At 52.4% G+C, this 13,484-nt stretch carries 8 protein-coding genes and 1 pseudogene; 3 read left to right on the forward strand and 6 right to left on the reverse strand.

The window, feature by feature from the left end:
• Positions 1-409 precede the first annotated feature (409 nt).
• Positions 410-862: a GNAT family N-acetyltransferase gene (locus NZD86_RS20460; RefSeq protein WP_268046982.1), complete on the forward strand. Its 453-nt coding sequence runs from the start codon at positions 410-412 to the stop codon at positions 860-862.
• 111 nt (positions 863-973) lie between these two features.
• Here NZD86_RS20460 and recQ read toward each other — a convergent pair whose 3' ends face one another.
• Positions 974-3,193, reverse strand: coding sequence for a DNA helicase RecQ (recQ, locus tag NZD86_RS20465; RefSeq protein WP_268043909.1), 2,220 nt, complete (start codon positions 3,191-3,193; stop codon positions 974-976).
• Positions 3,194-3,329: 136 nt separating this feature from the next.
• On the opposite strand from recQ, the gene NZD86_RS20470 reads away from it, so the two are divergent.
• Positions 3,330-3,845 carry a transcription repressor NadR gene (locus tag NZD86_RS20470; RefSeq protein WP_268043910.1) on the forward strand — a complete coding sequence of 172 codons (516 nt, stop codon included), beginning with the start codon at positions 3,330-3,332 and terminating at the stop codon, positions 3,843-3,845.
• 75 nt (positions 3,846-3,920) lie between these two features.
• On the opposite strand, the gene NZD86_RS20475 is transcribed toward NZD86_RS20470, so the two are convergent.
• Entirely contained in the window at positions 3,921-5,102 is a 1,182-nt protein-coding gene (locus NZD86_RS20475) for a GGDEF domain-containing protein (protein ID WP_268043911.1), read from the reverse strand.
• A 184-nt stretch (positions 5,103-5,286) separates the two neighbouring features.
• Here NZD86_RS20475 and NZD86_RS20480 point away from each other — a divergent pair, with 184 nt between their 5' ends.
• The gene (locus NZD86_RS20480) at positions 5,287-6,645 is read left to right on the forward strand and encodes a purine-cytosine permease family protein (protein ID WP_268043912.1); all 1,359 of its coding nucleotides are present in this window, start codon (positions 5,287-5,289) and stop codon (positions 6,643-6,645) included.
• A gap of 67 nt (positions 6,646-6,712) precedes the next feature.
• On the opposite strand, the pseudogene NZD86_RS20485 reads toward NZD86_RS20480, so the two are convergent.
• The 4 genes and pseudogenes from NZD86_RS20485 to NZD86_RS20500 form a co-directional block, all read right to left on the reverse strand.
• Positions 6,713-7,378, reverse strand: a pseudogene (locus tag NZD86_RS20485) (DUF444 family protein); the annotation flags it as partial.
• Between the two features lie 31 nt (positions 7,379-7,409).
• Positions 7,410-9,308, reverse strand: coding sequence for a PrkA family serine protein kinase (locus tag NZD86_RS20490; protein WP_268043914.1), 1,899 nt, complete (start codon positions 9,306-9,308; stop codon positions 7,410-7,412).
• Between the two features lie 296 nt (positions 9,309-9,604).
• On the reverse strand, positions 9,605-11,437 hold the full coding sequence (locus NZD86_RS20495; protein WP_268043915.1) for a peptidoglycan-binding protein: 1,833 nt from the start codon (positions 11,435-11,437) through the stop codon (positions 9,605-9,607).
• A gap of 1,199 nt (positions 11,438-12,636) precedes the next feature.
• Positions 12,637-13,359, reverse strand: coding sequence for an alpha/beta hydrolase (locus tag NZD86_RS20500; protein ID WP_268043916.1), 723 nt, complete (start codon positions 13,357-13,359; stop codon positions 12,637-12,639).
• Between the last annotated feature and the right edge of the window lie 125 nt (positions 13,360-13,484).

The following is a 13,484-nucleotide window of genomic DNA, read 5'->3' on the forward strand; positions in this document are numbered from 1 at the left end:
TTGCCGGTGCCCTAGCGGGGAGACCAAAGCTTCAAACCCGGTCAGCGTGGCAGCATAGGGGAATGCCAGTCTCTTGTTGAGCGCAAACGGATACCTCCGAATGACATAACGGAACCGGATGCCGTTGTTTGGGTATATTCGAGCGGTTCACGTCTGCGCCAGGGGGAACTAAGGCCTCCTGGTCCCCAATTTGCAAACGTGCATAGGGAAAGTTGGGAACTGGGGAATGCCCGGGGCCTTATTGAACCGGCTCGCCTTCAACGGCAAGGTGAACATCCTTCAGCTCTGATTTATGTCAACATTGACGAAGCCACCGGTCGACTATCGCTAACTAGGCCGCCTTCCTCACCCATAGTTTCCTCTATCTCGCCTGCGATCCGTCGCGCGCCTGTACCCTACATACACAGCTATCTGCTTTGTAGAGGACAGCCCTTGCCGGAACTCCCCTCGCACCCTACACTACAATCAATCCTGCGAAACTTTCCGGAGAGAAAGGGGAACAAACGTGCACATTCGACGGCTCGGCGCTGTGAGCAGCGGTGACGATCTCGTCGGCATTGTCACCTTCATTCGTCACGAGCATCAAAAGCTGCGACATAAAAGCATGCTGGTGGGAATGTATATGACCCCGTCCTCGCGAGGCCAGGGTATTGGCAAGAAACTGGTTCTGGAAGGTATAAGACGCGCGCAGGACGAGTGGAAGGTCGAGCAAATCCTGTTATCCGTGGTCAGTACCAACGATGCTGCGCTTCGTTTATACGAATCCGTTGGTTTCCAAACGTTTGGCGTGGAACGACGAGCCCTGAAGGTAGGGGAAACGTACTTGGATGAACTGCACATGGCAGTCTACTTCAATTCATGAACGGAGCACCGGTTCGAACATGCGGCCTTGGGCTATTGGTTTACTCAGTTTGTCGTGAGGGAAGTACCGACAGGAAGTACCACCCCGTACGACAAATCCCGTGGCCTACACCTACAGGCCATGCTTCGCAATGACGGCGCGGATCATGAAGTAGCTGATATCGTCTGGCAGCGCTTCTTTGATGGGCTTCAGCTTATCCGATCCTACCGCGTCAATGGCGGTTAGAATTTGTGCTTCAGCGGGTTCTGAAAAGATCCTCGCCCAGTCAATTGGATGACCTTCTTGGGCGCAGCGAATGAGGTGGCCTTCAATCGTGATGGTGGATAGTCCGCGTTCGGATGAGATCTCCTCGACCTCTTTCCCTGCTTGGAATAATTCAAACGATTGTATGTGACTCGGTGTTTCGTCCGCAACGTTCGTTGGCTGCTTCGGGCCTCTGTGGCTGTGTGATGTTGAGTCAGTGCTCGTCTCATGATCAGTGAATTCTACGGGAATAGCCTCTACTGAACGCTGCTTCGGCACGGAGGCAGATTCGTCATTTCCATGCCGCTCACCAAAGTCGCGTATGACCCGTAGAAAATCCGTTCCGTATCGGCTCACCTTCACATCGCCAACACCTTTGATGGTTCGCAGGGCAGAGATGTCCGTAGGCATGACGGAAGCCATCTCGCGCAGGGTGCTGTCGGCAAATACGACGTAAGGCGGGACGTTCTCTCGTTCTGCGATCTCCCTGCGCAGTGCACGAAGTTCTTCAAACAGCGGATCGGAAATCTGAAGAGCTCGTCCTTTACGGACCACCCTCATCAGGACGGTGACTTCACCCTTCAACACCGCGACGGCCTTTTCTTGCAAACGGACAACGGGATATTGACCCGTCGTCAACCGCAAGTAGCCGTCGGCGACGAGCGTTTGCAGATAGCTCATGATGTCTTTCTCCGTACGATCGGCCATGAGTCCGAACGTAGACACTTTGTTTAAGCCCAAGTCGCGCACGCGTTGGTTGGACGACCCCCGCAACACCGCAGCGATCATCTTCATCCCAAACCGCTCTTTCGTCCGATGAACGCACGAGAAGATTTTCTGTGCCTCAATCGTGATGTCGCGCGTTTCGAAATCCTGTTTGCAGTTGCTGCAGTTATCGCATCGTTCGCCTGCTTCTTCGCCGAAATATCGCAAGATATACGCTCGGAGACAACTGGTCATGTGACAGTAGTCGACCATCGTCTGAAGCCGCTCATACTCCATTCGTTTTCGATCCGGCTGCAAAACCGTCTGTTCGATCAGGAACTTTTGCACCTGTACATCCTGAGGACTGTACAGCAAGATGCACTCGCCTGGATCACCGTCGCGTCCCGCACGACCGGCTTCTTGGTAATACGCTTCGATGTTTTTCGGCATGTTGTGGTGGAGTACAAAGCGGATATTTGACTTGTCGATGCCCATGCCAAAGGCATTTGTGGCAATCATAATCCGCACATCATCAAAGAGGAATCGTTCTTGATTTTCCATCCGTTCGTCATCACTGAGGCCTGCATGGTAGCGCCCAACGAGGAACCCTTTCTTGTGCAGAAACTCGTACAAGGAATCGACTTCTTTGCGCGTTGATGCGTAAATTACACCGGATTCGGAAGGGTGATTTTTGAGGTACGCCGTGATGTAATCCCGTTTATTCTGGCCGTGAATGACGGCGAACGAAAGATTTTCCCGGTCAAATCCCGTCACATGAATGGCTGGCTTGACCAAGTCGAGCAAATCGGCTATATCGCTGACGACAGCCGGCGTGGCTGTTGCGGTAAACGCAGCGATGAGAGGCCGATGATCTAGCTCATCAATGACTGCAGCAATGGCACGGTAGCTTGGGCGAAAATCGTGTCCCCACTGCGACAAGCAGTGCGCTTCGTCGATGGCAAACATGGAGGGTTGTAACCGATTGATCATGTACCGAAACGAGGCAGACTCCAAGCGCTCCGGCGCCACGTAAAGCAGTTTGCAAGCTCCGCTGCGGACAAAATTGAGCCGTTCTTCAGCCTCGGAAGCAGATAAGGAACTGTTGATGTACGTCGCGTTGATGCCAACACTGTCGAGCGTATCGACTTGGTCCTTCATGAGCGAAATGAGCGGCGATACGACCACCGTCAGCCCTTCCTGCATGAGGGCGGGGATTTGATAACAAATTGACTTTCCCCCGCCGGTTGGCATGATGCCGATTGTGTCTTGACCAGACAAAATGCTGGCAACGATGTCTTCCTGACCCGGGCGAAAGCGTTCGTATCCAAAATATTTCTGAAGAAGGCCTGCGGCTTTCTGAATTTGTGTGCTCACTGTACTCATTGATTTAGAACCCCTATCTGATCATTCCCCCATGATGGTAATAGAAAAAATGCGCGGCGTCGATGACGTAGTGGTGAAATGATTCCCCGTTTCGCTATGATAGAAAGGTCAAATGTAAACTGGAAGGATGATCCCGATGAGTGAACTGACGAGTCGTCAACAATCACTGCTAAAAATCATTCAATCCAACTCGAACCCAGTTTCAGGCCAAGCACTGGCAAAAGAATTGGATGTGACTCGCCAAGTAGTGGTTCACGATATCGCGCTGCTGCGCGCCCTTGGGTACAGTATCCTTTCCACGCCAAAGGGCTACATGCTCAACGCCGAGACAGCGACAAATCGTGTCCTCTTGGCCGTATCGCATACACCAGAACAGACGGGAACAGAACTCAATGTGTTGGTCGACTGTGGACTGCGCGTGATCGACGTGCGTGTGGAGCATCAGGTGTACGGTGAGATCGTCGGGAACCTCTATTTGTCGTCGCGGCGGGATGTCGAGCATTTTTTGCGAAAGATTGCGAAGGACCAAGCACCGCTTCTGTCTTCCTTGACGGATGGATTACATTACCACTTGGTGGAGTACGGAACTGCCGATCAACTCGCGGATGCTGTTTTACAGCTCAAGCTGGCGGGTATCAAGGTGATCGATTAAAGACCGCTACCACGCCGGTTGATCAGTGCGTCAAACGGTGTGAAGCAGCTTTGTGGCTTTGGGTCAACAGACGCGTTAACGTGTGCCGCAATTGAGTGCCTTGTGCTCAAACTTTTCTTTGTACATTTTGGAGTCCGCCAAATGAAATAATTCCGTGATGTCACGGGAATCAATAGGGCAAACCGCGATGCCCATACTGTATCCAACGTCGATCCCCTTTTTTCTCCACTCGTTCGAAAAAGCCTCAAGTAACCGTTCCAATCGCACACACACCTGTTCCCGCTCAACCGTTTCATGCGGGTAGAACACGACAAATTCATCTCCCCCGTAGCGAAAAGTGCGTGTGAAAGGCGGTAAGTCCTGCTGAAGGTAGACGCCGAGATCGCTCAGGACCATGTCGCCCATCATATGGCCGTATGTGTCGTTAATCTCCTTGAGCTTGTCGAGATCGATCACGGCGATGCTCCCGTCCGCACTCTCCGTTAGGAAAGATTGAGTAAAAGAGTCCCAAGCAAGTCGGTTTCCGAGTTTCGTGAGACCATCTGTAAGGGCAGTACGCTGCCATGAGGACATTTTTGTGTAAATTGCAATGGATTGGAACACGGCGAGCTGGAGACAAGTTCCCAGAAACAAAGCAAGTACGCCTTCGCTCTCCGCGAGGATGGCGGTCATAAACGACAACAAATACGCTGTCGGATACCCCAAATGCAATTCACGAAATGTGAGACTGAACTGCCTACCGAGCGCTCGGCCTTCGCGTTCCGCAACGTAAACACTGGCAATGGCTCGGTTGATACCCAAATCACATGCTAAGGCGATAACAGCACAGAACAAGAGTGCATCGAAACGCTGGCTATCTAGCAGGTGGAGAAGCGCGCGATATGCACCCGCCCCAACAAATAGCGTGATGCCCATATGTGCTGACGTCTTGAGAAATTGCCTCCACCACCCACCTTTCCTTCCCACCATCAGAAGAACCCCAGGGAGGCATACGACGGCTGCTATTGCCGGAGGCAACACAAAAATGCTCATCGTGACAATTGGCACACCCGGACGCCATCCCGCGCCGCTTGGTAAAACCACCGACAATCTGGCGACAGCCAAAAAGATACACGTGAGACAGATGAAAAGAACAAGTTGGGGCCTGCCCGTGCTGATAGTCGTCCAAAGACAGCCGACTAACAACACATTTCCTACAATAGCAATCAATGTGGTCATCCTCAGCTTAGGGGCCATCAAGGAAGCTGAGTTCTGCATAAGCGACCACTCCTCGGACATCACGATCAAATTAATCTTTCGACTATTCAACATAAGTGCAGGAAAACCTCTCGAATATTACCAGTGTTCGATAATCTGTCGAAAAGTGTGGTTTCGTCCTTTACATGTATGTATAAATAGGTGTATATACACCTGTATGGACTATTAGTTGAGGAGGCTTCACATGATCAAGCAGCCAGAAACCGTCGTGTACGGTGAACGAGTTCTGAAAGTTGAACCGTTTAGCGTCGAACGCGTGCCGGATCGCGAAAGACACGGTAACGCGTTCGGTCAATTTACATTGTGGCTGGGCAGCAATCTCACCATTGCTGACTATGCACTCGGATTTATCCCCGTCTCCCTTGGAATGTCATGGACTTGGGCCATCATATCTATCATCATTGGAAACCTGCTTGGGGCCGTTGTCCTCGCTTTGTGCGCAGCCATGGGTCCGGCTTACGGATTACCGCAACTGATCATCACACGCGGTATGTTCGGCCGAGTGGGAGGCTATATCCCTGGCCTCTTAAACTTCATCAGCACCATCGGCTGGTTTACCGTCAACAACATTCTCGGCTCATTTGGTTTGCACGCCATGTTCCCGGGACTCCCGGTGGCAGCAGCATCCGTCATCCTGGTCGCCGTCCAAGGGGTGGTCGCGACGCTTGGCCACAACTTTATTCACGCCTACGAGCGAGCCATGTCCGTCATTCTCGGCATCGTCTTCGCCATTGTCACAGTCCTAAGTCTCGGCCATTGGTCCGCTCTTGCGGGATATCACGCATCGACGAACCATGTGGGTCTGGCTGTCATGGTGATGGTAGGTGCCACATTCTCCTATTTGGGCAGTTGGGGCCCCTATGCGTCTGACTATAGCCGCTACCTGCAGGCCTCTGTCAGCAAAGTCAAAGTTGGCTTTTTGGCGGCCATCGGCGCTTTTATCGCTTCCGCATGGCTCGAAATTGTCGGCATGTTTGTGGCGGTTCTGGCCGCAGGTCACAGCACCAATTCCATTGACGCACTGCACGACACGATGGGTGGTTTCGGCACCATTGCGACCATCGCCATCATTCTCGGCGGGACGGCGGCGGATGCCATCAACCTGTATTCGAATTCCCTCTCCGCCCGCGCACTCGACATCCGTATTCCCCGCTGGGCCCTCGTCATCGTGGCAAGCCTGATTGGACTGGTCCTCAGTCTCGTTGGTCAAGGCCAATTTGAGTCCAATTTCGAAAACTTTCTGTTGCTCATTGGCTACTGGATCACGCCGTGGATGGGCGTTCTCTTTGCGGATTTCTACATTCGCGGCAAATCACGTGACAAGATAATCGAGGAAAAATCCATCCAATCCGTTGGCCTGCTCAGTTTTGTCATCGGTATCGCGGTGTCGGTTCCATTTATGGACAATGCGATTTACGTAGGTCCCATCGCGAAAGCGTGGAGCGGTCTCGATCTCGCCTTTTACGTCGGCTTCGCGGTATCCTTCGTCCTCTACCTCGTGCTTAAACGCACAGACAACACCCGGATTCGTCGCGCAGCCTAGTCACTGGAATTTCCTTTGGAGCGGGATGGTTACATCAATGTCCCGCTTCGTTTTTTCTTCATCATGTCACACCCGGAGAACCGGATAGATCCATGATGGCGAGAATGACAGCATTGGAGTCGGGCTTCTCAACTTCCTCCCAGGTTTTATATCGTAAATCCTCCGGGAGAATTTGCGTCTTCGCTTGGCCATGAATGGCATTCCGCCGAATGGACTCGAGTAACGTCCGCTTCTTGTCGATATTTCCGGACAGCCCTTTTTTGCGCACGTCCCTGAACTCGATGCTTTCTGTCACCATGCGATCCGCTGGTTTGTCGGCCAAGTCTGGCAGTTCGAGTTCCTTGAAGAGAATCGCCTGAATATCCTCCAGGGCCACATCTGCTTCGGTATAATCGATCCCGGGTTGCTCACCGGCGCCCTCACCCTTGCCTGCGCCCTGTTTGTCACCACGGCCTTGTGCAATGACATCTCCGACCTGCGTGTCTCCTTTACCCGTTCCTGCATGTTTACCCTTTTGGAAGTTGTAGCGGAAACGATATTCTTCCAGAGAGCGTATCGGCACTTTGACAATCTGCCGACCATTGCTCATGATGAGACTTTCGTCGCTGACGATATCAGCAAGATTGTCCTTAATGGCCTGTTTCACTTTGTCCTTGTGCCGCTCTTGATCCTGTTGCCCTTTCCGGTGCAGCGACCAGTCCTCTTTTTGTAAGGAAAAATAAACGTTCGACATGACTGTCCCCCCTTTCGGGTGCAGGCCTTCCCTAACGGTTCAATAGGCTGCCTGTATATCGCAACAGTTCGTTGGCGCAGGACGGGCAGTATCCGTGTTCGTCGATGAGACGCGCGGTCACGTCGTTTATCTTCTTCAAATGCTGCTCATCAGGCGTCTTCGACGAGGTCGTGATTTTCACGACGTCCTTCAAATCAGCAAACAATTTCTTCTCGATCGCTTCTCGCAGCCGCTCATGTGAGTGATAGTCAAACCGCTTTCCGCGCCGTGCGTATGTCGAGATTCGAATGAGAATTTCCTCGCGGAACGCTCGCTTCGCATTCTCCGAGATGCCAATCTGCTCTTCGATGGAACGCATGAGGCGTTCGTCCGGATCGATCTCTTCGCCCGTCAACGGATCCTTGAGCTTTTGCCAATTGCAGTATGCCTCCACGTTATCTAGGTAGTTATCGAGCAGTGTCTTTGCGGACTCCTCAAACGAGTACACAAACGCTTTTTGGACTTCCGTCTTCGCCATTTCGTCAAACTCTTTACGAGCCATCGCCACAAAGTTGAGAAGACGCTCCCTGTCCTCCGCACTGATGGACGCGTGTTGGTCCAATCCGTCTTTAATCGCTCGTAGAACATCCAATGCGTTAATACATTGTGTGTCACGGCGAATGAGCGCCGTGGAGATGCGATTGATAATGTAACGCGGATCCAAGCCGGACATTCCTTCGTCGGCAAACTCCGTTCGCAATTCTTTCAAATCCGCATCTTTCATTCCTTCCACGGTTTGCCCGTTGTACAGATACAGTTTCTTGAGCAAATCCACACCTTGCTTCTTCGACTCTTTAAGCCGTGTCAAGATGGAGAAAATAGCAGCCGTTCGCAACGCGTGTGGAGCGATGTGCACATCCTTCAAATCACTTTGATGAACCAACTTGTCGTAAATCTTCACTTCGTCGTCAACACGCAGGTTGTACGGCACAGGCATGACGATCATACGCGACTGCAATGCCTCATTCTTCTTATTGGCCACAAAGCTTCGGTACTCCGCTTCGTTGGTATGCGCCACAATCATTTCATCCGCGGAGATGAGCGCAAAACGCCCAGCCTTGAAATTGCCTTCCTGCGTCAAACTGAGCAAGTGCCAAAGAAACTTCTCGTCGCACTTGAGCATTTCCTGAAACTCCATCAATCCGCGATTCGCCTTGTTTAACTCACCGTCAAACCGATAAGCTCGCGGGTCAGATTCAGAGCCGAATTCGGTGATGGTCGAGAAGTCAATGCTTCCGGTGAGATCGGCAATGTCTTGAGACTTTGGATCAGACGGGCTAAACGTACCAATACCCACCCGTTTGTCTTCGGACATAACGATGCGCTCGACAGGCACCTGTTCCACATGACCCTGGTACTCACCGTCTAACTTCATGCGGCAACTTGGGCACAGGTTGCCTTCGATGTGGATACCATATTCTTTTTCAAACTCTTCACGCAATTCGAGTGGAACCAAGTGCAGGGGCTCTTCGTGCATCGGGCACCCCTTGATCGCATAAAGCGCACCTTCGTCCGTTCGCGAATAGCGTTCCAATCCACGCTTGAGCATCGTTACGATCGTTGATTTACCCCCGCTGACTGGGCCCATGAGAAGCAAGATGCGTTTGCGGACATCAAGCCGCCGCGCTGCGGCGTGGAAATATTCTTCAACTAGCCGTTCCAAGGTGCCAGAGAGACCATACATCTCCCTCGCAAAGAACGGGTAGTGGCGATGACCCTCAGTGTCGGTCTCGATCCCATCAGCCGCGATCATGTCGTATATACGAGCATGGGCCGTTTTAGCCACGGTCGGATGGTCTTTCACGATTTCCATATAGTCCGCGAATGTTCCTTCCCAGCTAAGTCCTACTTCCTCTGCGCGGTAGGTGTTGAGTCGGTCAAGAAAACTCATGGTCCCATCCTCCTCCAGTTGCGATTATGACAGGCCGTTTAGTGAGCGTTCGAACGCATTAACCCCTTTCGAACTAGCATTAGAACCGAGCTACAACGGGCCCTCCGTGACATCTTAGACACTGGCTATCATCAAGGTGCATGTTTCTTGATCCTATTCTTATGCCGCTTGGACACATGCACGTGCTTGACTTAAAACACTTCGGGAAACGAAAAAGGCTGGCCTAATTCCATGTTGATATGGAACAGGCAGCCTTTTTCGATTATTTACCGCAAGTTGTTATTGATAATCCACAGTCAGCTGGTTATTTTCGTCAACGATGCCGTCGAAGACGAGATCGTCCCAGAAACAGCGACTCCCGTGTCTTGGTTCACGAACTGAACTGCAATAGCCGACGCCTGCGGTGAGGTGGATACAACGTAATCTCCCGCGTGTAAAGTCGCAATTGTCTTCCCAGTCGCATCCGTTACAGGGACATTCACGTCCGCTGCTGCGTTCGGATTCGGCACGGTCACACGGTACACGTTGCTGAATTGAACGTCATTCGCGTCAATCCACCCGACATTCGGCACATGATACCAAGCCGTGACCGTCCCGCCTGCCATGCCCTGCGCGATCTCGTCAATATTCACCTGTTGCCCAGCCGTGATCGTCGCCGCTGGTGCGGACAATTGTAGAATGGTATTCCAAAGCGAGAAGTCACATACACCCGTTGCGGCAAGGCCATGCGCCGTTTGGAAATTCTCCAGGGCCTGCTGCGTAGCCGCACCAAATTTTCCGTCGACTGTCAGATTTGTTCCTCCTTGCTGATTGAGTGCCTGCTGGAGGGTTTCAACATCCGAACCCTGGGTTCCCATTTGAAGGGATCGCGCGAAAAGATGGTTTTGCCCATCCGCCGGTGTGGCGTACACCGGTACAGTCGATCCGTAGTTCTGGTCCGCCTGGACGACCCCGGTTGCACCGTTCATGCGGTAAACAGGCTCAGTTGACGCATTTGCAGGCGTCGATGGTTGATTGTTTGCCGTGTACTGTTGATAGCTTGCAACGGTATCGTTCATATCGATGGCAAGCTGATCCATGAGGTCATTTACTTTATTCGCCCAATCTGGGTCAGATGCGTAATTGTTCGCCATCCCAGCGAGGGTAGGACTCGTGTAATGCGACGCACCGGGATTCAAGTAATTGTTCCGGACCTCCCATGCTTGAAAGCGAATCGCATACGCTTCACTAGGAAATGTACCGGCAGAAGTTCCCGCATTCACGTCAAATGCCCCATACCCGTACAGGTTGTTTTTCTGTAATGCGATGTCACTGACATTGCCGTTACTTCCGGTTTCCTCAAGGGCATGTGAAACGAGGTAGTTGGCGTCGACGCCATACGTTGCCTGCGCGTCGATGAACACCTGACCGAGGCCGGCCAGGATTGAGTTATGCGATTGCAAATAGGAGTCCAGCGACTTGGCATTCACGTTGGCTGGCGCAGGATAGCGCAGGTCCACGTTCGTAAAGGAAGCCTCTGTGTAAACAACCTTGCCAGAGCCGTCCTGCACTTCACCGCCAGGGTACTGTGCCAACGCAGCCTTGGCATCCGCCAATCCGTAAAAGCCCGCAAGATACGCGCCCGTCTTCGTGTAATCAGTGTAATTTGACTCAGCGTTCCACGTGGTTCCGTTCCACGTGCTCTGGAGCTCCACCGCTTTCAGGGCTTGCTGTATAAACCAAATAGGAACATACGTCGTGTTTTGGTGTGACGCCGGATCTTTCGTCACGATCTTGTTGACGTGAATCGCGATAGGCTCATTGTTAACAAGGATGCTCATCGTCCCTGTTTTGGAATTGAGCACTTGGGCCGGCTTTTGCCAGAACTTTGCCGTGATGTTCCACTGACTACCCTGCCATGTGTTATCTAGGTGCAATGATTTGAGTAACTGCTGAACATAATAGAGGGGCATGTACGTTGTGTTCTGATAGGTAAAGGAATCGGGAGAGGACAATTGCTTTCCGTTAAGTTCAACGTGCGTAACACGCATTGGGTAGGTTGCAGCGTCTACCGTTACAGGACCGACAAGTGTACCGCAAAACCCGGTGGCCGCCAGAGACATGGCTGCCACCATCACCACTTTTTTCACAGTGCAACTCTCCTTAGCATTTCATTCGCTAAGGAAACCATATTCGAGATTTAGTAAACCTTTCCTTCTAAAAATTTTGACAAGAAAAATAGATCAGGGGAACTTCACAGCGTCGCGATCCGGTGTGATCAAGACGCCCTCGCGCTCGCACCGTGTCGATGCGACACCAAGTGCTGCTTTCTGACGCCTGATGTGCGACGGGGCGCCGTGGATTCAGCCGCGCCATTCGCCCGTACCATCAGTTTGCCTGCGGCGACAAATCAGTCCCTCACTCCAGCGCCGCTCCGCCTCCCCATGCCGCCCGTTTGCCACACATGCCTAATACTCGACAGCTACCTTTCAAGACAAAACGCCTTAACATCCTTAGCGGTAATGTCGCCAATATCACCGCAATTCGGAACATCGAAAAATATTTTCTAGTTATCCGGGGTAGACGGTAATCCTATGAAACGGGCTCGACCCGGCAGGCAGAGCCGTGATCATGCGGGGCGGGGAGCGCGTCAGGTAGGGAACTACGTTCCCCTATTGCACCGAGGCTAATCAGTGCGTGGCAACAAAGGATCAAGATTCTCTTAAACCGCCAATACTCCCGGTTTTGATACCTTTGTTACGTGGATAGCGGAATCGAGGTCCCTAATCCCTGTGTAACTGCGGCCGTTCCAACGATCAGCGGAACTTCAGGTCGTTATTCCGGCCCGCGCCAATACCCGGCCCTGCGCCAGCACCCCGGCCCTCCAGGGCCTCGGCCACCACGACATGCCAGATACTCAACAGGTATTCTTTAAAACGAAGCGCCCCAGTCCTTAGCGGTACGTTACCAATACTATAGCAACCGCGGAGCGTTGGAAAACATTTTCTAGTTTTCTTGGATAGACGGTAATCCTGTGGAACGGGCTCGACCCGGCAGCCGTAGCCGTGATCATACGGGGCGGGGAGCGCGTCAGGTAGGGAACTACGTTTGCACCGAGGCTAATCAGTGCGTGGCAACAAAGGATCAAGATTCTCTTATACCGCCAATACTCCCGGTTTTGATGCCTTTGTTACGTGGATAGCGGAATCGAGGTCCCTAATCCCTGTGTAACTGCGACCGTTCCGACGATCAGCGGAGCTTCAGGTCGTTATTCCGGTCTGCGCCAACCCCCCCCCGCGCCAGCACCCCGGCCCGCCAAGGCCTCCGGCGCCCGCCGACGCGCGGCCCGTCAAATATGCTTGCCCAGCCAGCGCAGGGCGTTCGGTAACTGCTTTTGCCAAACGCCCCAGATATGGTTCCCCGGTCCCACGTGGAAGTCAACTTCAGCACCTTTGTCAATCAAAATGTCCCGCATATTTTCGTTGTACTCGAAGAAGTTATAGACTCCTGATGGCGTGTTCGCCTGTGTCTCCTCATCTCCGATAAACAGGTAAGCGGCGAGACGACTGAGATCCGGTTCCTCTTGAATTCTTTCTTGAACAGGGGGGAAATACGCACCCGAAAACAGAATCAGTGTATGAAAGAACTGCGGATACGTCAGCATGAAGCTGAGTGAGGCGACGGCACCTAGTGAAATTCCAGCCATAAGGCGCTTGTCTCCGTTCACTGCGTACAGCTCGTCCAACATCGGCAGACACTCGTCGACAACGAACTTCTGATAGGACTCGTGCCGTGCTCCATCCATAGAGTAATCCGCACGGCGATGTTCCATGTTGACCGCGATCCCGGCGATCAAAAACGGCGGTATTTCGCCGGCAGTCATCAAATCATTGGCTATCGTGGCGACGCGTCCGTGAGTGAAGAATTCGAGACCGTCATGACAGTAAACGATGGGTAGGGGGACGGACGGATCGTAATTGTGGGGAACAAAAACCTTAACGGTTCTCTCCTCGTTTAAATGAACACTCTGGATGGTATGGGATTCGATCTTTCGTTGTGACGTCGAACTCACGACTCATCCTCCTTTGTCAGGTCTTTTTTCACAAGCGGACAAGTATCGTTGCAGCCCTGAAGGAAGCGCAGCAGAACGCCCGATGTGAAAGCGCTGTAGCAAACTGTTATAGTCTCTCTATTCTC

It is taken from the genome of Alicyclobacillus dauci (assembly GCF_026651605.1).
Classification (GTDB): Bacteria; Bacillota; Bacilli; order Alicyclobacillales; family Alicyclobacillaceae; genus Alicyclobacillus; species Alicyclobacillus dauci.

What these genes read in the sequence shown, in the direction of transcription:
- recQ (WP_268043909.1), bottom strand. Translation starts at nt 3,193, where the DNA reads ATGAGTACAGTGAGCACACAAATTCAGAAAGCCGCAGGCCTTCTTCAG.
- NZD86_RS20470 (WP_268043910.1), top strand. Translation starts at nt 3,330, where the DNA reads ATGAGTGAACTGACGAGTCGTCAACAATCACTGCTAAAAATCATTCAA.
- NZD86_RS20475 (WP_268043911.1), bottom strand. Translation starts at nt 5,102, where the DNA reads ATGCAGAACTCAGCTTCCTTGATGGCCCCTAAGCTGAGGATGACCACA.
- NZD86_RS20480 (WP_268043912.1), top strand. Translation starts at nt 5,287, where the DNA reads ATGATCAAGCAGCCAGAAACCGTCGTGTACGGTGAACGAGTTCTGAAA.
- NZD86_RS20490 (WP_268043914.1), bottom strand. Translation starts at nt 9,308, where the DNA reads ATGAGTTTTCTTGACCGACTCAACACCTACCGCGCAGAGGAAGTAGGA.